This is a genomic window from Chitinophaga hostae (assembly GCF_018224885.1).
Lineage (GTDB): Bacteria > Bacteroidota > Bacteroidia > Chitinophagales > Chitinophagaceae > Chitinophaga > Chitinophaga hostae.
In genome coordinates, this window is the sequence record NZ_JAGTXB010000027.1 from 67,690 (window position 1) to 92,069 (window position 24,380).

Sequence of the window (24,380 nt, forward strand, 5' to 3'; positions counted from 1 at the left end):
TAATGTACGGAGGACGTCCGAAAAAAAGAATTAAATAAGAAAGGGGATACTGCCGTTTGGCAGCATCCCCTTTTGAAGGATACAGTAAGTTTGCTCCCGGGAGTCCCCAAGGGTTTCGCTGTAACAGTTTACTGCATTACAGGTCCCTGGCTTACTTCTACACCGGCCTTGTACACCGCAGCAATCTTCCTCGTATTTTTTATATCCGTGGCAGGGTTGGCGTTGAGTATAATAAAGTCGGCCGTTTTTCCCGGCATAATCGTTCCGTATTGCTTATGTATGTTCAACGCCGTTGCTGCATTTTTGGTAGCGATGGTGATCACCTGAAGTGGCGTTAATCCTGCCTGCACCAGCAGCTCCATTTCCAGGTGTTCAGAAAACCCCTGGGCGCGCACGGGTTGTGCGCCCGAGTCTGTACCCAGTGCTACCAGGATACCGGCGTCGGCAATTTTCTTTACATTCTTCAATGCTGTTTCGAAAGCATGTACATTCCTTTGATAAGAAGGGGAATTTTTCAGGTTGTCCTGGTATTGGGCAGAGGTGATCATTTCATACACGCCCGGTTCCAGGGAAGCTTTGAAGAAAGCATCGTCTATCCACTCCGGCCTACGGGCATAGATATACGCATATTCATCGAGGGAGAGCGTAGGGATGTATACCACTCCTTTTTTCTTCATTTGTTGAAGCAGTGCAGCATCTATTTCCTGGTCGCGGATACTGTGCGCGATGATATCAAGACCGTTGTCAACAAGACTGCGCGCATCGGCCAGGTAATAGAGATGGGAGGCCACCCTTACCTGGTGGTGATGTGCACGTGCGATAATGGCTTTATAAATATTGCTGTCCATTTTTGGAGATGATCCGCCAAAATCATCTACCCACATTTTTATAACCGCCGGCTTTACAGCAGTCACGCTATCCATTTCCGTGGTGGCCTGTGCAGCGGTGGCCGGGTGATAGATGTATTTCATGGGTGGACCTCCTTTGAAAGCAGCGAAGCCATAACCGGCAGAGAACAACCGGGCGCCTGGCAGCAGGCCGTTTACGGATGAGTCACGGAGACCGGTGTTAAAAAGCATGGGCTCATCAGAACCCATCACCAGTATATTGGTAACGCCGTAGTCGGCGTATTTTTTGAGTTGCGACAATATATTTTCGCGGGTATAGGGATTCGTTTTATTGGTACTTCCCTGGATCATGCCAACATGCACATGCGCGCTGGTAATAGCTGGCATCACTGTTTTGCCCTGGCCGTCTATAACAGTGGCGCCAGTTGCAGTAAGCCCGGGACCTATCTGCGCGATCGTGCTTCCTTTTATCAGGATATCAGTAGATGTTATAGGAGTGCCGCCGTTGCCGTCGATCAGCGTTATGTTTTTCAGCAGGATAGTGTTGATGTGTGGCGCCGGCTGAAACGCAGGCAGCAATAGTGCCGCCAGGATGAGTAACGGGTTTCTTTTCATGGCAATGGTGTTATGAGAAGGAAATTACGCATTTATGGGAAGGGATGCAAATTTGATGGAGATGAATTGAGTAAAACGGAATATCTTAGGTAGCGCTTTCTGCCAGTGAAATAGTATCGAATGAAAAGTTTTAAGGAAGATTTGAATGTAGCGGTTTTTACTACCAGGTTTGTAATCAGGGAAGGGGAACCAATCCTGTATGTGTTTCATCATGAGGAGGATGGCGCGTGGGAATTTATCAGTGCAACTCAGGCTGTCTGCGATAGTGATTATTTAATAGTAGCGTTAGCCCAAATCATTGACCGGGATGCTGCAATACTGGAATTGGCGGACCTGCAGCAGGGAGAAGCAGCTTATAGGTCTGATATTACAGGCGTATGGCAGAGAAGAAAAATTTAAAATAACCAGTTGCCGAATGGAAATCATTAAATGGACCGCGTTATCATTCCTGTTTGTTCTGTTAGCACTGAATTGCTATCAGGCTATAGCAGCACATACCGGCATTAGCAAATCAGGCGTTCTTTTAATTTTGCTGATTTCAGCTGTTCTGCTGAAAAGGGGGCGGATCTATTGGTGGCTGGGGGTTTTGTTGTTTATTTACGGGTTGTACAATCTGTTTTTTTTGGCTGCAAGGGCTGCTGAACCTACAGTGATGGAGTTTACGTCTAATCTGAATTATTTTTTCTTTGGACATAGAACAAGGAATCCCTGGCACCATGTTATTAAATTAGTGCCGTTTATTTTTTATTTGTTGGGATTGATTTTTCTGTTAAGTAAACCCGGTAGGAAATATTATTTCGAAAACCGCTAATGCTGCAACGTAATTAAAACCGCCCCGGAAGCTTCGCTCCCGGGGCAGCCTTAAAAATCCGCGCTTACTGCTTTATTTCCCCCGGAATCACTTCTATCACCATCTTTCTTCCTCCCCGTAAAACATCCACTGCAATCCTTCTGCCGATCTGCTTATCTGAAAGCAGCAGGTGAAGATCATCTACGGTGGCTACCGGTTTGTTGTCGAAAGCGATGATGATATCACCGATATGTAATTCGGTGTTGTAATAATTGCCGTCGGGTACGGTTTCAAACACGTATACCCCTGTTTGAACGGATAATTTATTAGCGGCAATCATGCGGCTGCTGAGATTGACCGGTTGTGCGGCGATGCCCAGTTGTGCCCGCCTGATTTTGCCGTGAAGGATCAGCTGTCCTGCAATCTGGGCGGCCAGGTTGGAGGAAATGGCAAAGCAGAGTCCTTGTGCGGAGGCGATGACCGCGGTGTTTACGCCAATGACCTGTCCCATTGAGTTGACCAGTGGGCCGCCGCTGTTACCCGGGTTGAGTGCAGCGTCGGTTTGTATCACGTTGTCGATCAGCCGGCCGTTGCTGGCGCGGAGGGTGCGTCCTAATGCGCTCACCACGCCGGCGGTAACGGTATACTGCAGCCCCATAGGGTTGCCAATGGCTATGGCGATCTGTCCTACCTGTAAGGTCGATGAATCGGCTAACGGCATTGCTTTAAGCCCCGTTTCATCAATTTTCAGTACGGCAATATCAGTGGAAGGATCGGCGCCCTTGATTTCTGCGCTTACCTTTCTGCCATCAACAAAAGATACTTTTATGCTTTCAGCATTTTCTACCACGTGGTTGTTGGTAATGATGAAGCCGTCAGAAGAAATAATGAAGCCGGAACCGGTGCCCGCCTGCACACGCCTTTCCCGCGTGCGCTGGTCGCTCACCTTTTTCTGTACTTCTATATGTACCACCGATTCGGCAACAGTACCCACTACACCGGTAACGGTCTGGGAATAGGCATCTAATAAACTCCTATCGTTCGACGCCTGATGCGTAAGAAATGAAATTGAGTTATCCATAATAACAAACGCGCTCAAATTTATTTCCAGACTGTTCCGGATGCCGTTTTGGCATCCGTTATAACGGATTCATGCCATCTTTGCTATTAGCCGTAGAAAATCATAATTATTTAGCTATTTTGACGGCCAATGTTTTTCGTCTAATTAGGGTCTATGCCAGGAATTGATATACAGGCAATGTGGGATACTGTTTACAGGACGGACGATCAGCAGTCGTTCCGGAACCTGTTTAATCATTTTTACACAGGATTAGTGCGTTTTGCAACGGATCTATCTATCAGCAGGGAGGCGGCGGAAGAAATTGTGTCTGATGTTTTTGTTCAGCTATGGAAAAACCGCAAACAGGACGACCCCATTGTACATATCAAAACCTACCTGTTCACCGCCGTACGCAACAGGTGCTATAATCATCACCGCGATCAGTATAAACACCAGTGGCTGGAACTGGAAGAGGAAGAAGCCCCGCTTACCGGGGATGTACATCCGCAGCTGGAGTGGAAAGAAATGCAGCTGTGGCTCGACAAAGCCATCGGCACCCTTTCTCCGCAGGGACGAACTATTTTCAGGCTGGTCAGGGAAGAAGGATTTAAATATAAAGAAGTAGCCGCTATCCTCGAAATATCTCCGCGTACTGTGGAAACACAGCTGGTAAGAGCTACCAGCCGCCTGCGACAGGCATTACAGCACTATGGTCACGGACTTGACCAGAAAATCCCCGCCCGCTGAAATTTTTTTTCTCCCCCTGTAAGTAATCGCTTTCATTTTCGTGTCTCTCCCGGTAGGGAACTTTTGTTCGTTTAAACCAATCGTACATGGACAGTCATCGCCTGGATGAATTGATGACCGCTAAATTAAGTGGCACGCTGGACGAAGCCGGACAGCGGGAATTGACGGAATTATTGCAGCAGCACCCGGAATGGGCGCAGGAACTTGCTTTGCTGGAAGAATACTGGAATGCAGTACCGGCAGCGGAAGCACCTGCTGCTATTGTTTTTAGTGAGATGATGGCTAAAGCAGCGCAACCGGCAGCAACGGAAAATACCAGGACCCTTCACTGGTGGAAATGGGCAGCTGCCGCGGCGGTAATAGGACTGCTCTGTACCCTCAGCTACCGGCTATGGCACAACGTAGCAACCGGCAGGGAGATCGTGGAAACACGCAACGGGGAGCGCCGGCAGTTTCGCCTTAGCGATGGCAGTATTGTTCATATGAATGCCTCCAGCCGCCTGGCTTTCGACCTGAACACCCGCAGCCGGGAAATATGGCTGGAAGGAGAGGCCTATTTTGAAGTAGCCAAAGATGCTGCACGCCCTTTTGTGGTACACGCTGCCACCCTGAACATACATGCATTGGGCACCGCCTTTAACGTAAAGGCCTATCCCGGCGAAGGCAGATGTGAAACCACCCTGCTGGAAGGGGCCGTGGAAGTATATCTCGACAAAACACCCGCTCACAGGGTACGCCTGCGTCCCTATGAGAAAGTGGCATACGATAACAACAACGCGATCGCATCTCCGGAAAAAATACTGGAAATAAAACCGGTTATTTCCAAAACGGTGATGGCCAAGGCGGTTGCCTTACCAGCGATCGACAGTACGGTATCTGAAACGGCCTGGGTCAGCAACCGGCTGCAGTTTGAATCGCTCAACTTTGAACAGCTCGCCACCCTGCTGGAACGCTGGTATGGCGTGCAGATCACCTTCCGCAATAACAATGTAAAAAAATATGTATTCAGTGGTTCGTTCGCGTCGGAAACAGTTACCCAGGCACTACAGGCATTACAGCTGACAGAGGAATTTCACTTTGAAAACAATGGCACGCAAATCATCATTTATTAAGCACACGTTCACTTAAAATCCATTTATGAAAAGCTAATTACCAGCTCATCGTTCAATGAAAAAAAACACAGGAAATGCTACTAACATTCCCTGTGCAAAGGCTAATCAGCAAAGCGCCAGCCCCCTTTGGACCGGATGGCAGGGCCTTGCTATTGTATCACCCGTTATCACAAATTTATGGAAAAAGTCAACCAATCGGATGCATGCCGGCGAAGAACGGCTATGCTCAAGCATTTGATCATTATGAAGCTATCATTCTTTATTGTTTTACTTTCCTGTATGCAGGTGGCTGCCACGGGCTATTCCCAGAAGCACATCAGTCTCAACATGAAAGACACAGAGATCAAAAAAGTACTGGACCGCATCGCCAGCCAGTCTGATGTAAGGTTTCTGTACAGCAACCGGAAAGTAGACCTGCAGCAGCGGGTAAGCATCAACGCCACCGACGAGTCCCTGCAAACCGTACTGGCAAAGGTGCTTTCCGGCACCGGCTTCACCTATAAAGAGCTGGAAGGCCACCTGGTGGTAATTATCCCGGAACATACAGATTGGGAGAACATAAAGGTAAAAGGCCACATCACTGGCGCTGATGACCACGCATCCCTGCCCGGCGTAACCGTGCAGGTAAAAGGTACCACCATCGGTACCCTCACCGACGAAAATGGTAACTTTTCCCTGGACGCGCCCTCCGGAGGGACCCTGTTATTCCGCTATGTAGGATACGAACCCCTGGAATTGCCGGTGAAAGCCAGCATGGACGTGCAACTGAAAAAATCTTCCAGTGCGCTAACAGAAGTGGTGGTGATCGGTTATGGTGTTACTCAGAAAAAAGATCTCACCGGTTCCATTGTCAGCATTACCCCCAAGGAATTTAATAAAGGCATCATCAGCAATCCGGTACAGGTATTGCAGGGCAAGGTAGCCGGCCTGGTCATCAGTAAACCCGGCGGTAACCCCAACGGTAAAGTGAGCATCAGCCTGAGAGGCGCCTCCTCGTTATCCGCCAGCAGTCAGCCGTTGTTTGTTGTGGATGGTATTCCTGGTATCGACATCAATGCAGTGCCACCGGATGATATTGTATCTATTGATGTATTGAAAGATGCTTCCGCAGCAGCCATCTATGGCTCCCGGGGCGCCAACGGTGTTATCATCGTCACTACCCGTCGTGGTAAGGAAGGTGCGCCACAGGTGTCTTACAGCGGCTACATTGGTATGGAAAAGATGTCCAACACCTACGATGTGCTGAACGCAGGAGACTACCGCAAATACCTGAAAGATAATAATATTGATGCGGCAGCCTTTGATCTCGGCGCTTCCACCAACTGGCAGAAAGCCATCACCCGCACAGGTATCAGCCATAGTCATAACCTGTCGATGAGCGGCGGAAAAGATAATACCCGCTACAGCGCTTCTGTCAACTATCTCAACAACGAAGGTGTGGTATCAAATTCCGGCCTGGAACGTACCATTGGCCGTATCACCCTGGATCAGGGCATTTTTGATAACAGGTTGCGGCTGGGACTTTCCATGAACTACGTAGGGGAGAAGAACAGGTACCAGGGCACAGACCCCGACGGTAATGGCGACAATCGTATCTGGGAGCAGGCTATCGCCTATAATCCCACGGCGCCCATTTATCATGCAGACGGCACCTTTTTCGAAAAACTTGATATCAACGATAACTATAACCCGGTGGCCCTCGCCAACCAGATCAAACATCAGCGCGCCCTGAACCGGTTCATTGGTTCTGCTAAAGCGACCTATGATATTACGAGTCATCTCACGTATGACCTGTTATTGGGTATGGAACGCGCTTCCAGCGATCGTGGCCTCTATTATTCCAAGGAGTCGCCTGTTATTGAAGGCGCGGGCAGCAACGGTTCCGCCACCCGCGCATCCAAAACATGGGATAACAAAACTTTGGAAACCTATTTTACCTATAACCAGCAATGGGGCAAAAATGTATTCAAGGCAACCGCCGGTTATTCCTATCAGCACTTCTTCACCAATAGTATGTCGGCCGGCAACACCCAGTTTGTATCCGATATCTTCAGCTATAACAACCTCGGCGCGGGTCAGGGCGATCAGCCCGCCGTTAGCTCCGGCGCAGAAGAAAATTCGCTGGTGTCTTTTATTGGCCGCGTATTCTACAGCTACAACGATAAGTACCTGCTTACCGGTACCGTACGCCGCGACGGATCTACCCGGTTTGGTAAAGATAAAAAATGGGGTACGTTTCCTTCCGCCTCACTGGCATGGCGTATTACACAGGAGCCATTTCTGCAAAACAGCAGCTGGCTGCAGGACCTGAAATTTCGTGTAGGCTATGGCGTTACCGGTAACCAGGAAATCCAGAACTATAAATCACCGCTTACCTACAGCCCGGGTGGTAAAGTGCTCGACAACGGCCGCTGGGTGACTTCCTACCAGATCGGACAAAATGAAAACCCAAACCTGCGCTGGGAATCTGCCGCACAGTTTAATGCGGGTTTCGACTTTACCATGTTCAAAGGGCGACTGAGCGGAACACTGGAATACTATGATAAGCGCACCAAAGACCTGCTCTTCAACTACAACGTACCTTCGCCGCCTTACCTGTTCCCGTCTATGCTGGCCAACGTAGGTAAGATCAGTAATAAGGGTGTGGAACTGTCCCTGAGCGGTGGCATCATTGAACATAAGGATTTCAGCTGGAACGCATCGTTTAATATTTCCCGTAACTACAATAAGATCCTCTCCATCGCCAACGACCAGTTCAAGAGCGATGCCATTTATGATGGTACCGTGGGAGCGCGCGGGCTGACAGCCGTGCAGATCGTAAAAGTAGTGCCAGGTTACTCTATCGGCACATTTTATATTCCGCATTACACCGGCGTGGATGCCAATGGCAATCAGCAGTTTGAAGACATCGACGGCAGCGGCACATTCGACTTCCGCAGCGACAGCCGCGTGGCAGGTAATGGCTTGCCTAAATACCAGGCCGGACTGGCGAATAGCTTCCGTTATAAAAACTTTGACCTGAACTTTTTATTACGCAGTCTTTTTGGTTACCAGATCTTCAATGCCACCGACCTGGTGCTGAGCGATCGTTTCAGCCGTTTACCCGGCCGTAATGCCATGGCAAAATATGCCGACAGCAACATTAAAGGTACCTATGTATCCGACCGGTTTATTGAAAACGGCGCTTTCCTCCGCCTCGATAACTTCTCCCTTGGATACAGCATACCAGCTGCCAAAAGCAAAATGTTTGCTAACCCAAGGGTATATATCTCCGGGCAGAACCTGTTTGTGATCACGAAATATTCCGGCCTCGATCCGGAGCTGCCGATCGACGGACTGGCGCCGGGTATTGATAACCGTAACGTATATCCGAAAACACGCTCTTTTGCACTGGGCTTTACGGTGAACTTTAAATAAAAACGATTTACATGAAAGCAACATTCCTGAAATATACATTGCTGGCCGGTATGTTAGTAGCCGGTTTCAGCTGCACCAAACTCGATGAAACCTTTTACGACCGTGGTACCGACGACAACTTCCTTAAAACAGAAGATGAGCTGAATGCCTTTTCCAACGGCGCTTACGCAAAGCTGCGCGGTTATCGCGACAGCTACTGGAAAATGAATGAAGTGACCACAGACGAAACCACCGTGCCTTCCCGCGGGGCCGACTGGAACGAAGGTGGCCTGTGGCGGGTGCTGATCAGCCACGAGTTCCCGATTACCCATCAGTATATCAACGATATGTGGAACTTCATTTACCGCGATGGCGTAAACCCGGTGAATGCTATTTTACAGAAACTGGAAGGCTCCAGTGTGGTGCTGCCTACCAAAGACCAGATCATTGCACAAATGAAAGTACTGCGCGCCTTTCACTACTACCTTGCCATGGACGCCTTTGGCAATATTCCGATTGTAACTTCCTTTGAACAAACGGAGCCGCCAAAAAATACACCCCGCGCCGAAGCGTTTACTTTCATAGAAAAAGAAATAAAAGCCAATATCAATGCGTTGCCCGCCACACTTGACACCAGGAACTACGGCAAGGTAACAAAGGGGATGGCTTTTATGCTGCTGGCGAAGTTATACGTGAATGCGGAAGTATATACCGGCACCCAACGCTGGGCAGATTGCATTCGTATGTGCGATTCCGTTAGCAAGATGGGTTACCAGCTGGAAGCGGATTACTTTGCTAACTTCTCTACCCGTAACGAAAATTCAAAGGAAAATATTTTCGTGGTGCCCTACGATGCCATCAACGCCAAAGGCATGATGCTGCACTATCTTACCCTGCACTATAACAACCGTTATACTTATGGCTTGCCCAGTTCACCCTGGAATGGCTGGTGTACGCTCAAGGCTTTCTACGAAGCATACAACGACAGCGATAAGCGTAAAACCATGTTCCTCGTAGGACAACAGTATGCACAAGACGGAACGCCGCTTAAAACAGAGCAAGGCGCGCCGCTGATCTTCTCCACCACCATCGGGGATCTAGCCAACGCCACGCAGACAGAAGGTGTGCGTATCGTAAAGTATGAGATCGAGAAAAATACCCCTTATTCCGATCAGAACAACGATCTCGTAATATTCCGCTATGCCGATGCGTTGATGCTGAAAGCAGAATGCCTCCTGCGTACAGGGCAGGCAGCAACGGCACTCGCGCTGGTGAACCAGGTACGGGCACGTAATTTCGAAACGGCTAGTCCTATCACTGCATTGACGCTGGATACACTGCTGGCCGAACGCGGCCGCGAATTTATCTGGGAAGGCTGCCGCCGGCAGGACCTTATCCGCTTTGGCAAATGGAATGGCACCTGGCAATTCCATCCGGCCGATCAGGATTTCCGGAAGCTGTTCCCGATTCCACAGGCGCAGCTGGATGCGAATCCTAATTTGGTACAGAACGGAGGGTATAAGTAGTTTTTCTTGCCCGGGATTTTTTTTTTGCCCAGGATTAGACTGATTTTGATGATTTAAAGGATTTTTTCTTTTTTGATTTTAAAAGATTAGCGTAGATGTAAGCAAATTCGCTTAGATCTACGCTAATCTTTTAAAATCAAATTATAATCACAAGAAGAAAATCCTTTAAATCATCAAAATCAGTCTAATCCTGGGCAAAAAAAAAATCGCTGCTATTTATAACTGCCGCGCTGATATAATCACAGCGCGGCAGTTTTTTTTAAGGACGAGGCGTTTCAGGGTGCGGGGCCTCTATTTTAGTGTCCGCGTTCCTGTGGCACCATGGCCCGTTGACATTACGGAATGCCATCCGGGCAAACATGATATTGGTAAAGATGAATAACACAATCGCCAATATAACGGCCACTTTTGTGATACTTCTCAGGGCTGGTTTTCTCGAAAAACCACCAAAAACATACCCGATAACAAACACCATACATGCGACAAACAGTATGCGCAGTAAGATGATAAACACGAATCCCATGATCTTGCAATTTAAAAGGTTATTTGATTTTGCTCAACAGCGCCTGGTCCTCCGCTTTGCCCCAGTGAGGGTATACATCCGTTCCCGGGGTACCCAGCTGTTGCAGGCTTTGGGTAGCCAGCTGTTTCGCCAGTTGTTTGTCGCCACCCCACATTTTTGGCGTGGCATATTTTACCCAGGCGGCTACGTATAATGCCCGGGGATTTTGCGCATCCAGCGCTCTTGCCTGTTTCAATACCTGGTCGGACAGCATGCCATACTTACGGCCGTACGTCATCGGGTTAATAAATACCTTGGTACGGTATACCATGCTCAGCACGGTGTATACTTCCGCCAGCTCCTTATGTTGCTTTGCGCTGTCAAGGGCGGCTATGGCTCTTTTAGCCTGCTCTTCACCGCGGTTGCTGTAAGGCTCTATTTTTTCACCATCGTCCTGCAGCAGGAAGCCGATCTTTGCATTGCACAGGGCGGCGTAGTAAGAGGATAACCAGGCGGGTTGTCCGCTGATACCGGTGAATGTTTTTTCCAGTTGCTCAAAGTCATTTACTGTTTGTGCCTGGTCCAGTTTGGAAACCGCCTGCTGAAGGGCATTGGATTGCGTAAATCCGCTATAGCTCAATAATGCAACAGACAGGGTAATGAGTAGTTTTTTCATTTTTCTTTTTTTGTGAGTGTTATAAATTGTTATTTAAAAAATCATCAGTGCGGTCTATCCCGAAACTCATGAAAATACCGACAAAGAAATTTCGTGTAGCTGGGAGCGTAACCGGCGATTTGAAAAGCCCGTTGTAACTATAGTTATATCCAAACACCTGCCGGGTACCGGTAATGTTATTGATCCCCATGGCCACGCCGGAGAAATCTTTCCATTTCCTGTTTTTAAAGAAGGAGCAGAGGTAGGCCACATGCAGGTTCAGCATATTGTAGGCATTGGTATTGCCCTGATCCGTGATACTGTTATTGCTGATATGGTAATAAGGCCGGCCGGCCGCCATGGCCCAGGAAACGTTTACGCTGGTATTAATTTCCTGGAAAAATTTTTTGACAGCCACTGTTGTGGTATGCGGCGCCGCAAAGGATGGCCGCAGCTCGTAAGGATAATCCAGGAAGTTACGTTTGGTATCGAGATAAGTATAGGTGATCCAGTAGTCGAGATTTTTAACGCTCTTTTTATCACGCCAGAAAAGCTCTATTCCCTGCGCATAGCCCTTGCCGTTATTGCTGAGGCCTGGTACTGTTTTTACCAGGTCGCGGTATTGTTTGTAATATACCTCCGCGCGGAGGAAGCGGTTGTTGGCTTTGCGGGTATAGTTCAGTATATAGTGGGTAGCATTGGAAAACGTGAGCTTGTTGGGCTGGTAGAGAAAATCATTCCCCGGTTGCTGATAAAACACGCCATAGGCCAGGTTGAACTGACTGCCATCATGCAGGCGGTAAGCTAAACTGATTCGCGGCGCCAGTACCATCCTGCTTAATGCAGAGGAGTATTCCACACGCAACCCGGTTTTGGCGGCGAGGTTGTCCGCCAGGTAAAAATCTCCTTCCGCAAAAACAGCGGTCAGGTGGTCGGTGAGGACAAGGTTGCTGTCGTTTGACCGGCCCCTGTCGTCGGTATAGAAATGTTCTGCGCCAAAACGCAGTGCCTGTCCCTGCGGAAATAAGTGGGTCACTACTGCGCGCATCTGGGAAAAATCGGTGCGCATCACCCGCTGCCCGGTTTTATAACTGTAAGGGATAAACGGAATTTTCAGCATATTCCCCTTCCCGTCGGTGAGGTCTCGGTTGGTTTCCTCTTTGTTATAGCTGAAGGCCGCTGCCAGATCTATTTTCCAGTCATCAGCCAGGTAGCTGCGGAAGCTCAGGTTATTATAGCTGTTCCAACCCTTCGCCTGGTAGCCGGCTTTTAGTGCAGCACTGTCGATATCCGGGTTTCTCATACCCACATCACTATACCCCCAGTTGCTGTAGAATTTTAACATGCCGGTTTTGCCTGTCCTTACGCGAAAGTTCACGTTTCCGTTGAAATAGACAGGGCCACTGAAGTACTCCGGTTTTTGTGGTACGATGGAGTTGTATAACGACTGGTTGCTGTAGTTCAGGTTGGCGCCGTAGCTGCTGCGATTGTTTTTGGAAAGATGCTGGAAACCGGTGCCCATATTGGAAGGGAACAGGAAGAAGCTGGCGGATGTTTTTTCCGGCAGGTCCACACTTTCCAGTATCAGGGCGCTGCTCATGGCTTCTCCATAAAGCGCGGAGTAGCCGCCGGAGCTGAAAAGGATGCCTTTAAACAGGAACGGATTAATGCGGGCGTATTGGGGTACCCCGGGTACGGAAGGGTAGTTGGGTGTTTTTACCAGGGTGCCGTCAATAAATTGCCGGGTTTCTTCACCGGTGCCGCCGCGAACAAAGAGTCCTTCCGTTTCACCGATCTGTTGCGCGCCGGGGAGGGAGCGCAGCGCCTGGCTGATATCTCCATTACTGCCGGCTACGGTTACTGCGTCGATCGGGGTGAGGGAGGCGCCTTTGGCACGGTCGCTGGCTTCAAAGGAGCCTGCGCTTATCACTACTTCATGAAGGGAACGTTTGCTTTTAATGGCGGTGTCTGCCTTTACGGTGGTACTGTAAGAGGCGCTGTCTTTTATAAGGGTATCCGCTGCCGGAACGGCGGGTTTTAAGTTGCTGCCGGCAACCGCTGGTTTGTTTTGCGCACTGGCGGAAACACTGAGTAGCAGCAATATGTAGGTAATTGTTTTCATAACCTGTAGTATGATCTACGGGCAAAACTATAGTGAAGAGCAAGCGCTTTTTCAGAGAGTAGACAGGGCGGGAAAGTGTAGCGACAAAACGGGGAAGGCTTATTGATTCAGGAGCTTATTAACGTTCTCTTTATAGAATTCGCTGACAGGAATTTCTATATCGCCGATACAAACCAGGTCGCGTTTGATGGTGGTGATTTTCTGTACAGCCACCAGGTAGGATTTATGAGTACGTATAAAGGCGGCTGCGGGCAGCTTTTCTTCCATGGCCTTCATGGTCATGCGGGTAAGTATAGGTTTGGAAGTATGGGTGAGATGTATTTTGACATAGTCTTTCAGCGCTTCAATATAGGTGATGTTGGCGGTAATAATTTTCACCTGCGTATATTCCACGTGTACAAAAAAAGAGTGTTGCATATCGGCGGGGGCTGCAGCGCCTTGTTTTAGCCGGAACAGCTCACTGGCACGGTTACACGCTTTCAGGAAGCGCTCAAAACTGAAGGGTTTTAACAGGTAATCTACTACCTGCAGGTTAAAGCCATCCAATGCATATTGTTCGTAAGCCGTTACGAGAATGACCATAGGCGGCTGTTGCAGCGATTGCAGCAGTTGTATGCCATTCAGTTTTGGCATCTGTATGTCAAGAAAGATGAGATCTATTTGTTCCTGTTGCAATACCTCCAATGCTTCGATCGCATTCCGGCAGGTTTTTACCAGTTGAAGAAAGGGCACCTGGCGTATGCTGTCTTCCAGCAGTTCACGTACCAGTTGTTCATCATCTATGGCTATACAACGCATCATGTGAGTTTCAATATTAAAGTGACATGAAATACCGGTTGCTGATTCCTGATCGTTAGCCGGTGATTGCCCGGGTAGAGCAGATCCAGCCTGGATTTTACATTGGCCAGTCCTATTCCTGAGTTTTCATCTTTGCTGGTCAACGGGTCGCTGTCGAACTGGTTCTGTACTTCAAAAGTAAGGATATCGCCGGTAACGGACAGGCGTATATTAATTTCGGGATGCTGCGTATAGCCGGTACCGTGTTTAAAGGCATTTTCCACGAAAGGAATCAGCAGCATAGGTTCTATGGTATAGTTGGCTGCGTGGCCATCTGTATCAATATGGCTGTTGATGTCCACATCGTTACCAAAGCGCAGTTTTTGCAGCGCAATATAGCTGTTCAGGTATGCAATCTCTTTGGTGAGCAATACTTTTTTTCCGGTGGTGTCGTAAAGCATATAGCGCATCAGGTCGGACAGCATGATGAGAGCGGGTTCCAGCTGATCGGACTTTTTCCTGGCCAGGGATACCAGGTTGGTTAATACATTAAACAGGAAATGCGGGCTTACCTGTGAGCGGAGAAATTTTAGTTCTGAGCTGAGCTGTTCCGCCTGTTTATCTTTCTGTATTCTTTCTGCCCTGATCCGCTCCACCACTTTACAATAAACCAGGCTTACAATAAAAGCGCCCACAGAAGGGGCAAATACAAATTTATAGGAAGAAAGGTCCCTTAAAACGGTGGGGAACCAATGTGCCATGATACCGTATTTCAGCGGGAAGGAGGCCCCCACCAGCAACAACACCGATGGAAAGTAAAGCCACCAGTACTGTTTGTTCCATAACCGGGGATAGAGCACTAAGGCATGGGTGTAGAAGATGACCATATGGATGACCCCGCAAAGGGTAAAGAACAGGCCGGGAAAGGTACCGATACGATAATCGCTGGCTGCATCCGAAACAATATAGGGCAGCGATAATAATGCGCTCCAGATAAGTATGTGGAGGGCAATAACGACTCTTTTAATTGGAATACTGATGTTCATCTGATGTGCTCATTAAAGCTACTGATTTTTCGGGTACACCCCCAAAAATACCGGTATTAACGGCTTGCGGCGGAAGCGTGTAGATAAGATCCGCAGAAGTGTCCGCAACACGGGGAAATGTGCAGACGGGGAAGTAATTATTATCTTCAGAGAAAATACCATTAATATAGGTGGCGGCAAATGTTAATTTTGAGATCCATTATGAAATCAAAGACCTGTTATGATAAAACGCTGTATAGGATTATTGGTTTTTCTCCTGAGCACCTCGCTGACTTTTGCGCAAAAGTACGAGGCTAACTGGGCATCCCTGGATAAACGGGGCATTCCCGCCTGGTTTAACAATGCCAAGTTCGGCATCTTTATCCACTGGGGAGTGTATGCGGTGCCATCTTACGCGGTAGTAGGTCCCGGTGGTTATTCCGAATGGTATTGGTATAATCTCAGGGGCACCAAAGAAGGATCACATAACAAGGTGCAGGCGTTTCACGATAAAAATTACGGACAGGGCACTCCCTATGAAAGTCTGGAGAGCCAGTTTACAGCTTCCCTGTTTGATCCGCATCAATGGGCAAATGTATTCCGCCGTTCGGGCGCAAAATATGTGGTGCTTACCTCCAAACATCATGAAGGCTATTGTTTATGGGATAACAAACAGGCAAACGAGTCATGGGGCCATTCCTGGAACGCTGTTACGGGCACGCCTAAACGTGATCTGCTGGGCGACCTCACGGAAGCCGTGCGCAAAGAAGGTCTGAAGATGGGATATTATTATTCCCTGTATGAGTGGTTTAACCCGCTGTGGCTGAAAGACCGGCAACGCTATGTAAAAGAAGTGATGACGCCGCAGTTCAAGGACCTGGTCACCCGCTATAAACCATCTGTTATATTTTCTGATGGGGAGTGGGAAATGTCGGATACTGCCTGGAACTGCACTTCGCTGCTGGCCTGGTTGTATAACGAATCGCCGGTGAAAGATGAGGTGGCCGTAGATGACCGTTGGGGCAGCAATACCCGTGGTAAAAATAATGGTGCCACTTACCTGACATCCGAATACGGCAGTGGTATGCAACCCGGTGTGATCTGGGAAGAAAGCCAGGGCATCGGACAATCGTATGGGTACAACCGTATGGAAACAGCCGACGACTACAAAAAAAGCAATGACCTGATCCTCATGTTGGTCGATATCGTATCAAGAGGAGGCAACCTGTTACTGGATATAGGACCCACTGCAGATGGCCGCATCCCGGTGATCATGCAGCAGAAATTACTCGACATCGGTAAATGGCTGGAGCTGAACGGAGAAGGTATTTATGATACCAAACCCTGGAAGGAAAGCCGTCAGTGGAGCCTGGGAAAACGTCCTGAAATGAAGGAGCAAAGTTATATGGCCGACTACAGCATTTCGAAGCTGGTAAAGAAATCAGCGGAGCATGCCAACGTGGAATTGTTTTTCACTTCCAAACCAGGCGCGCTGTATTGCTTTGTGCCGGCTTATCAGCAGCAGGTAACCATCCGCAATTATACGCCCGCTAAAGGGGCAGCGCTGAGCATTCTTGGTACCTCCAAAGCGGTGAAATGGCAGCAGAAAGGAAAAGATTGCGTAGTGGATTTGTCTATGCTGCATCCCGGAGATGTACCGGAAGGAATGCTGGTCATTAAAGTGAAAGGGTAAAGGATTTTTATTTTTAAAACTGGCAAGCAACAGGTAAAAAGGGAAGGCGGTTGTCTTCCCTTTTTTATTAACCGGGTAATGGTGTGTTAAACTGTTTCCTGAAATCAGATGGTGTTTGTCTGAACAGTGCCCTGAAGCAGGTATTGAAATGGGAGAGGTCTCCAAACCCGCTGTCATAGGCTATTCCGGCGATGGGTTTATCGGTGTCGATAATTTGTTGGGCCGCATAGTTCAATTTGTAATCATTCACCGTTTCTATGAACGTTTTGCGGGTCACTTTTTTGAAGTACTTGCAGAAGGCATTGGGCGACATATTGGCCAGCTTTGCGGCAGTATTGAGTTGAATATCTTCCCGGAAATTTTCAATGATATAATTGTATACCACCTTCATACGTTCCCGGTCCCTGGGAGATTGACCCGCAATAATATCGCGATGATTCAGTACCTGTACTTCGCTGCTGCCCGCCAGTTGCTGCAATATTTCGAGCAGTGAGAGAAGTTTTTTGAAGTCGTCCTGTTCCGCATGTAAATCCATCATACGCTGTGCCACGGCTGCTTGTGCGGCGCCGGTATACTGTAGGCCGAAAGCGCTTTGCTGCAGCAGTAATGCGATGGCGTGCAGCTCCCGCCGGGAAAGAAAATCTTCTCCCAAAAAATCATGCGAAAACTGTATCACCAGCGATTGTGCATTCAGTTCACCTGGTAATACCGTAGCGGGATCTGTTTTCCAGCAATGCGGCAGATGAGGTCCCATCAGTACCAGGTCGCCCGCGCTGTAACCCGCCTGGTGATTTCCGATATAACGTTTGCCGCTGCCTTTCAATATCAGCGTCAGCTCATATTCCGGGTGGAAATGATAAGGCGCGGAGAACAGGTGTTCCCGGAATTCCCTCACCAGGAAAGAATGGTGATGGGCCATCCTGATGATTTCGATGGAGGCGGTAATCATACCCTAAACATATTCCATTTGGATGATAAATTTTAGTTTTCAGGATAAAATACCCATAGTAGTTGTTAAAATCAACCATCATCTCCTCATTTTTTATGGGGAATTTTAGGAAAAAGCTATACATGACAACTACTTCTTTACCCGCCCTGGACAATTATATTGAAATACCGGCTACCGCTGCGGATAGTTTCCGCAGCAATGGTCATGTGCTGATTCCCGGTGTGCTGGATGCCATCGAGGCGGCGGCATGGCGGAAGGTGATCAGCGGTGCTGCCATGCGCTACAATACTGAACATCGTGCATTGGCGGAAAGAGATACCTATGGGAAGGCATTTTTGCAGATCATGAATTTGTGGGAGATGGATGACGACGTAAAGCAGTTTACCCAGGCCAGGCGCTTTGGGAAAATTGCCGCTCAACTGCTGGGGGTAGATAATGTGCGTATTTATCATGATCAGGCCCTGTATAAGGAGCCCGGCGGCGGTTTAACCCCCTGGCACCAGGATCAGTATTACTGGCCGTTAAACACGCCTAAAACAGTGACGATGTGGATGCCGCTGATAGATATTACGGAAGAAATGGGGATGCTCACTTTTGCCTCCGGTTCGCAAAAGGCAGGCTTCATCGGTAACATTGCCATTTCGGATGAGTCGGAGAGCACCTTTGAAACATTTGTAAAAGAACAGGGCTATTCCATCAGCCGGCCGCTTAGTATGAAGGCCGGCGATGCCACCTGGCACTACGGATGGACGCTGCATTCAGCCCCCGGCAATGCGGCGGCGGTCACCCGGGAGGTGATGACCATTATCTTTATGGCCGGCGATGCCATGGTTACCGAACCGCAAAATGATCACCAGGAAAATGACCGTCAGCGCTGGCTGGGCGGGCTGGCGCCCGGAAGTCCTGCCGCCTCGGCATTGAATCCGCTGGTCTTGTAATTAGTTTTTAAAAAAAATTTATTATAAAAAGTATATTTTTAGAGGAACAGCATATCAATACTTTTTTTAGATGCGTTCCACCACTATCCACGTGCTTATTATTTCCACGTTATTGACAGCCTGTACTTCGCGCAGCAACAGGTACCTCCACTGGGAGGTATATGGAGGCAGCAAGGAAAATATTCACTACAGCGCTTTAACACAACTTGATACCGGCAACGTTTCAAAGCTGAAAGTTGCCTGGGCTTACCATACCGGCGATGCAGAAGACATGACGCAGATACAGGTGAACCCGGTGGTGGTGGATGAACGGTTATATGGCGTTTCTCCCAAACTGAAATTGTTTGCCGTAGATGCTGCTACCGGTAAGGAAGTATGGGTATTTGATCCGGCACGCCCTTCGGGCGAAGTAAAAGGCAAGGGCTACTTCCAGTACAACGCTTGCCGGGGCGTTACTTTTTATGAAAATGAGGGCGGCGACCGCCGTATTTTTTATACTGCCGGTGCAAAGCTGTATTGTATTGATGCAGATAAAGGGCAGCCGGTGATGTCTTTTGGTGACAGCGGTTTTGTAGACCTGCACCGCGATATGGGCCGTAACATGGACCAGTTGTACATTACATCCACTACACCCGGTATTATTTATAAAGACCTCATCATAACCGGCACCCGCGTGGCGGAAGAAGCAGGCGGCGCGCCGGGTTACATCAGGGCATACGATGTACACAGCGGAAAACTGAGATGGATTTTTCATACTATTCCTCAACCCGGCGAGACCGGCTACGAATCCTGGGAAGACAAGGACGCCTGGCAGCATATGGGTGGAGCTAATGCCTGGGCAGGTTTTAGTTTGGATGAAGAAAAAGGTGTATTGTTTGCGCCCATCGGATCTGCTTCCTACGATTTTTATGGCGGCAAACGCAAGGGCAGCAACCTCTTTGCCAACTGTGTGCTGGCGCTGGATGCGGCCACCGGTAAAAGGATCTGGCATTTTCAAACGGTACATCATGATCTGTGGGATCGTGATCTGCCTACCGCACCTATGCTGGTGACGGTAAAAAAGGAAGGCAAAAAAGCAGATGCCATTGTGCAGGTCACTAAAACCGGCTTTATTTTTTTACTGGATAAAAGCAGCGGACAGCCATTGTACCCGGTTGCCGAAACACCGGTGCCTGCGGATACCGCGCTGCCGGGTGAGCAGGTATGGCCCACGCAGCCGGTACCCTCTTTTTTCAAGCCGTTTGTAAGGCAGGCATTGACAGAAGATAACCTGAACCGGCTGGTGCCCGACAGTTCATACCAGGACATCAGGACGAAACTGGCGGGTTATAAAACCGGTCGTCTTTTTATTCCGCCTTCCAGGCAGGGTACCGTTATTTTTCCCGGCTTTGACGGAGGCGCCGAGTGGGGCGGACCCGCAGCAGATCCGGAAACAGGCGTGTTGTACGTGAATGCCAGCGAGATGCCGTGGATACTCACCATGATAGATGCGGAAGAGCAACATCCTCCGGTAAAGGAAACACAGCTGCAGGCAGGTAAACGCTTATACACTACTCATTGTATGGCCTGCCATGGACCGGAGCGAAAAGGCAGCAGTACTTTTCCTTCTCTCGTAAACATACAGCACAAATACAACGAAACAGCGTTTACCCAACTGGTAGATGCCGGCAGAAGAATGATGCCCGCCTTCAAACAGCTGGACAGGAGTGAAAAAAAAGCGCTGGCAGCTTTCATCCTCGATATTAAAGCAACACAACAAACACCGTTTGTGGCATCGCGTAAAAACGTGGATGCCTATACGAATTTACCATACCGCGCAACCGGTTATAATAAATTTTTAACGAAAGAAGGATACCCGGCGGTAGCGCCACCCTGGGGCACACTGAGCGCCATTGATCTCAACACCGGCCAGCTGCTGTGGAAAGATACGCTGGGCGACTACCCGGAGCTGAAAGCAAAAGGTATTCACAGTGGTACCGAAAATTATGGCGGCCCTGTGGTCACCGCCGGCGGACTATTGTTTATTGCCGCTACGGCCGACAGTAAGTTCAGGGCATTTAATAAAAGAACCGGGCAGCTGCTATGGGAAACAACATTGCCCGCATGCGGTTTTGCTACTCCGGCGGTATACGAGGCCAATGGAAAACAGTATGTGGTGATTTCCTGCGGTGGTGGCAAGCTGGGGAAAAAATCAGGAGATACTTATATGGCATTCTCCCTTTAAACGCAAATAACATCGTCAACATTTAAAATATCTTTTACTATGAGTATCTCAAGAAGAAATTTCCTGATGAAAGGTACCCTGGCGCTTGCCGGTACAGCACTGCTGTCGAAGGAATTGTTGGCCGCAGGCATGGCTAAGCCGGTGCTGGGTATACAATTGTATTCTATCCGCGACGATATGAAAAAAGATCCTTCCGGTACACTGAAACAATTGTCGGCCATGGGCTATAAAAACGTAGAACATGCCGGTTACGCCAACCGGAAATTCTACGGTTATTCCGCTGCTGATTTCAAAAAGCTGCTGGGCGACCTCGGTCTGTTAATGCCCAGCGGACATACCGTGATGCAAAAGAAACACTGGGACAGCGCAAAAAAAGATTTTACCGACGAATGGAAATATACGGTGGAAGATGCTGCTATCGTGGGCCAGCACTACGTGATCAGCCCGTGGCTGGATGAAAGTCTGCGTCAAAATTACGACGACTTCAAAGCTTACATGGACGTTTTTAATAAAAGCGGGGAGCTGTGCAAAAAGTCGGGGATGAAGTTTGGTTACCACAACCATGATTTTGAATTCAGCCAGCAATTGAATGGAAAGAAAATTTTTGACCTGATCCTGCAAAATACGGATCCTTCGCTGGTAGCACAGCAGCTGGATATTGGCAACATGTATCATGCAGGCGGCATTGCCCTCGATATCATTAAACAATACCCCGGCCGTTTTGAGCTGATGCACGTAAAAGATGAAATAAAGACCGAGAAAGGAGAGATGGGAGGCAAGTATGAAAGTACTGTACTGGGTAAAGGCATTATTCCCGTAAAAGAAGTCATTGATCTCGGTAAAAAATCGGGCGGTACCCGTCATTTTATTATTGAGCAGGAGTCCTACCAGGGACAGGCGCCGCTGGACGCTGTTCGCGCTGATTTGCAGGTGATGAAGAAATGGGGATACTAAACGGTAAATAACAACCCGATGAAATTGTTCACAACATTGGCGGTCATAGCTACGCTATGGCTGCCAATGTTGCTGTATGCACAGCTGGAAAGGAACCGGGGCCACCCGTTAACGTAAATGATTACACGAACGGGGCCCCCTTTGGGGTGATGGGGCTTACAGGCAATGTGGCAGTGGACAGATGAATATACGGATGCGCATACACGCTCCGTGATATTAAAAGGAGGCAGTTATTATCATCCGCAAACATCCCACTGGTATTTTCCACAGGCGTAGCAACTGCCGCAGCATGGCAAATACCTGCTGATGTCGCCGGGCATGGACCGCGCCGCTACATTAGGATTTCGTTGCATAGTAGATAAATGATAACGCTTTATTGCGGGAAGCGATTCCTTTTTGTATTTTATGCCCCGTTAGCGCAAAGTCGCAAATGTTGCGTTGCTATTTTAATACCTGATGAAAAATATCCGACTTATGAAAAGGAAATTGGTTTCCGGAGTGGCTGTCTTGTTGTTTTTAATGAATGTATGCGCCGCCCAGGCGCCCCGTGTTTTTAAATCATGGGTACCTGCTGAAGATAATACCGTGTATGCGCTGGAAGGACAGGGCTGGAAAGACGGACTGGATCTGTATTACGACCGGCTGCCTCAGCGGGCGGAAGATAAGGTGCGCACCGCGGTATGGAATTTATCGGGTAACAGCGCAGGGCTTAGTTTACGTTTCAGAACCGATGCCGATGAAATTGTAGTGAAATATACGGTCAGAGGCGTGTTGGCGATGCCGCATATGCCGGCTACCGGTGTAAGCGGCGTGGATATGTACGCCAAAAGTATCGATGGAAAATGGATGTGGTGCGCCGGTAAATATAATTTTAACGACACCATTGTGTACCGCTTCTCCAACCTGAACAAATACGATCAGCATGTAAAAAATACCGATTATACATTGTATCTCCCCCTGTACAACTCCGTAAAATGGTTGTCGGTGGAGGTGCCGGAAGAAAGCCTGTTTAAGCCGCTGCCGGTGCGTAAAGCTGCGCCAATAGTAATATACGGAACTTCCATAGCGCAGGGCGCCTGCGCTTCCCGTCCGGGTATGGCCTGGACCAATATCCTGGAGCGTAAAATGGAAAGACCGGTGATCAACCTCGGCTTTTCCGGCAATGGCCGGCTTGAAAAAGAAGTGGTGGACTTTGTGACTGAAATAGATGCCAGCGTATATGTATTGGATTGTTTGCCTAATCTTATTGGTAAAGAATACAGGGGGGCGGAACTGAAAAAACGCATTACCGAAACGGTGAAGCAGCTGCAACGCACACATCCGGATGTACCGGTGCTGCTTACCGCCCACGACGGGTACAGTAATGATGAAACCAGCGCGGCGGCGAAAGAATCTTACGAGCAGGTGAATGCTACCCTGCAGGAAGTGGTGGACTCTATGTGGAAGGCAGGCGTGAAGCATATCAGTTTGCTGACCAAAGAAGAAATAGGGCAGGACCTGGAAAGCATGGTGGATGGCACGCATCCGACCGACCTGGGCATGATGAAGTACGCCGATGCCTATACGAAAAAGCTGAAAAGCATCCTGAATGAAACCGGCGGCAATACGGTCACGACTACACCGGTTACCCAGCGCAGGGATGCTGCCACATACGACTGGGAAACCAGGCACCAGGAAGTGCTGGCGTATAACAAAACACATCGCCCGAAAGTGGTATTTATAGGTAATTCGATCACTCATTTCTGGGGCGGCAACCCGGAAGCCAGGGTGAAAAATGGCAGCCTGTCCTGGGAGAAATACTTTGAACCAAAACGCGCGGTGAACATGGGCTTTGGCTGGGACCGCGTGGAAAATGTGTTGTGGCGGGTACAACATGGCGAACTGGATGGCATTTCGCCCGGCTATATTGTATTGATGATTGGCACCAACAACCTACAGCTAAACAGCGACACGGAGATTGTAGATGGATTGAAATACCTGTTACAAACCATCCGTACCAAACAACCTGATGCACAGATCCTGTTGATGGGCATCCTGCCGCGCAGGAATATGGAAGAGCGGGTAGCAAGAATAAACCGGTTAATAGCCGCCATCCCCGGTGAAAAAATACAGTTCCTGGATGCCGGTAAATTATTCCTGAAGCCGGATGGAAAAATTGAAGAACATCTTTTCTCTGACGGGCTGCATCCCAACCAGGAAGGGTACGAAGGACTGGGAGCCCTGATCAGTCAGTACCTGAAGAAGTAGGTTATGGAGCGCCTTCGGCGCTTGTCTTTGGGCAGGATTAAAATGATTAAGATGATTAAAGTGATTTAGTTTTTTTATCTAACAGGTTTTTATCTTATTGCCGAATATCGTCAGAAAAGAGATAAGCATCTTTCAAGAAAAGGAATAAAATCAGTATAATCATCTTAATCATTTTAATCCTGCCCAAAGACAAGCGCCGA

The 24,380-nt window shown here is 48.7% G+C and carries 19 protein-coding genes; 11 read left to right on the plus strand and 8 right to left on the minus strand.

What is annotated here, in order from left to right:
* Positions 1-128 precede the first annotated feature (128 nt).
* On the minus strand, positions 129-1,463 hold the full coding sequence (locus KE626_RS32075) for an amidohydrolase family protein (protein ID WP_211977174.1): 1,335 nt from the start codon (positions 1,461-1,463) through the stop codon (positions 129-131).
* A gap of 120 nt (positions 1,464-1,583) precedes the next feature.
* Here KE626_RS32075 and KE626_RS32080 point away from each other — a divergent pair, with 120 nt between their 5' ends.
* On the plus strand, positions 1,584-1,862 hold the full coding sequence (locus tag KE626_RS32080; protein WP_211977175.1) for a hypothetical protein: 279 nt from the start codon (positions 1,584-1,586) through the stop codon (positions 1,860-1,862).
* Positions 1,863-1,878: 16 nt separating this feature from the next.
* Positions 1,879-2,274, plus strand: coding sequence for a hypothetical protein (locus tag KE626_RS32085; RefSeq protein ID WP_211977176.1), 396 nt, complete (start codon positions 1,879-1,881; stop codon positions 2,272-2,274).
* Between the two features lie 64 nt (positions 2,275-2,338).
* Here KE626_RS32085 and KE626_RS32090 read toward each other — a convergent pair whose 3' ends face one another.
* Entirely contained in the window at positions 2,339-3,334 is a 996-nt protein-coding gene (locus tag KE626_RS32090) for a S1C family serine protease (RefSeq protein WP_211977177.1), read from the minus strand.
* Positions 3,335-3,487: 153 nt separating this feature from the next.
* On the opposite strand from KE626_RS32090, the gene KE626_RS32095 reads away from it, so the two are divergent.
* The 4 genes from KE626_RS32095 to KE626_RS32110 all read left to right on the plus strand — a co-directional run bounded on the left by KE626_RS32095 (position 3,488) and on the right by KE626_RS32110 (position 10,094).
* A complete protein-coding gene (locus KE626_RS32095; protein WP_211977178.1) occupies positions 3,488-4,060 on the plus strand; it encodes an RNA polymerase sigma-70 factor in 573 nt (190 codons plus the stop codon).
* A gap of 86 nt (positions 4,061-4,146) precedes the next feature.
* A complete protein-coding gene (locus KE626_RS32100) occupies positions 4,147-5,172 on the plus strand; it encodes a FecR domain-containing protein (protein ID WP_211977179.1) in 1,026 nt (341 codons plus the stop codon).
* Positions 5,173-5,415: 243 nt separating this feature from the next.
* Positions 5,416-8,589: a TonB-dependent receptor gene (locus KE626_RS32105; protein WP_211977180.1), complete on the plus strand. Its 3,174-nt coding sequence runs from the start codon at positions 5,416-5,418 to the stop codon at positions 8,587-8,589.
* Between the two features lie 11 nt (positions 8,590-8,600).
* Positions 8,601-10,094, plus strand: coding sequence for a RagB/SusD family nutrient uptake outer membrane protein (locus KE626_RS32110; protein ID WP_211977181.1), 1,494 nt, complete (start codon positions 8,601-8,603; stop codon positions 10,092-10,094).
* A gap of 259 nt (positions 10,095-10,353) precedes the next feature.
* Here the strand turns inward: KE626_RS32110 and KE626_RS32115 are convergent, their stop codons facing one another.
* The 5 genes from KE626_RS32115 to KE626_RS32135 all read right to left on the minus strand — a co-directional run bounded on the left by KE626_RS32115 (position 10,354) and on the right by KE626_RS32135 (position 15,196).
* A complete protein-coding gene (locus KE626_RS32115) occupies positions 10,354-10,617 on the minus strand; it encodes a hypothetical protein (RefSeq protein WP_211977182.1) in 264 nt (87 codons plus the stop codon).
* Positions 10,618-10,636: 19 nt separating this feature from the next.
* Complete coding sequence (locus KE626_RS32120) at positions 10,637-11,272, minus strand: hypothetical protein (protein ID WP_211977183.1); 636 nt, start codon at positions 11,270-11,272, stop codon at positions 10,637-10,639.
* 19 nt (positions 11,273-11,291) lie between these two features.
* Positions 11,292-13,373 (minus strand): TonB-dependent receptor plug domain-containing protein, encoded by a 2,082-nt coding sequence (locus KE626_RS32125; RefSeq protein ID WP_211977184.1) that lies wholly within the window; start codon positions 13,371-13,373, stop codon positions 11,292-11,294.
* Positions 13,374-13,472: 99 nt separating this feature from the next.
* Positions 13,473-14,174 (minus strand): LytR/AlgR family response regulator transcription factor, encoded by a 702-nt coding sequence (locus KE626_RS32130; protein ID WP_211977185.1) that lies wholly within the window; start codon positions 14,172-14,174, stop codon positions 13,473-13,475.
* Complete coding sequence (locus tag KE626_RS32135; protein ID WP_211977186.1) at positions 14,171-15,196, minus strand: sensor histidine kinase; 1,026 nt, start codon at positions 15,194-15,196, stop codon at positions 14,171-14,173. Before KE626_RS32135 ends, KE626_RS32130 begins: the two co-directional genes overlap by 4 nt.
* A gap of 220 nt (positions 15,197-15,416) precedes the next feature.
* On the opposite strand from KE626_RS32135, the gene KE626_RS32140 reads away from it, so the two are divergent.
* Positions 15,417-16,868 carry an alpha-L-fucosidase gene (locus KE626_RS32140; protein ID WP_211977187.1) on the plus strand — a complete coding sequence of 484 codons (1,452 nt, stop codon included), beginning with the start codon at positions 15,417-15,419 and terminating at the stop codon, positions 16,866-16,868.
* A 67-nt stretch (positions 16,869-16,935) separates the two neighbouring features.
* Here the strand turns inward: KE626_RS32140 and KE626_RS32145 are convergent, their stop codons facing one another.
* Positions 16,936-17,817 carry an AraC family transcriptional regulator gene (locus tag KE626_RS32145; protein ID WP_211977188.1) on the minus strand — a complete coding sequence of 294 codons (882 nt, stop codon included), beginning with the start codon at positions 17,815-17,817 and terminating at the stop codon, positions 16,936-16,938.
* A 122-nt stretch (positions 17,818-17,939) separates the two neighbouring features.
* On the opposite strand from KE626_RS32145, the gene KE626_RS32150 reads away from it, so the two are divergent.
* The 4 genes from KE626_RS32150 to KE626_RS32165 all read left to right on the plus strand — a co-directional run bounded on the left by KE626_RS32150 (position 17,940) and on the right by KE626_RS32165 (position 24,180).
* Positions 17,940-18,755 carry a phytanoyl-CoA dioxygenase family protein gene (locus tag KE626_RS32150; RefSeq protein ID WP_211977189.1) on the plus strand — a complete coding sequence of 272 codons (816 nt, stop codon included), beginning with the start codon at positions 17,940-17,942 and terminating at the stop codon, positions 18,753-18,755.
* 70 nt (positions 18,756-18,825) lie between these two features.
* On the plus strand, positions 18,826-20,979 hold the full coding sequence (locus KE626_RS32155; RefSeq protein WP_211977190.1) for an outer membrane protein assembly factor BamB family protein: 2,154 nt from the start codon (positions 18,826-18,828) through the stop codon (positions 20,977-20,979).
* A gap of 39 nt (positions 20,980-21,018) precedes the next feature.
* On the plus strand, positions 21,019-21,933 hold the full coding sequence (locus tag KE626_RS32160; protein WP_211977191.1) for a sugar phosphate isomerase/epimerase family protein: 915 nt from the start codon (positions 21,019-21,021) through the stop codon (positions 21,931-21,933).
* Between the two features lie 474 nt (positions 21,934-22,407).
* Positions 22,408-24,180: an SGNH/GDSL hydrolase family protein gene (locus tag KE626_RS32165; protein WP_211977192.1), complete on the plus strand. Its 1,773-nt coding sequence runs from the start codon at positions 22,408-22,410 to the stop codon at positions 24,178-24,180.
* The last annotated feature ends 200 nt before the right edge of the window (positions 24,181-24,380 follow it).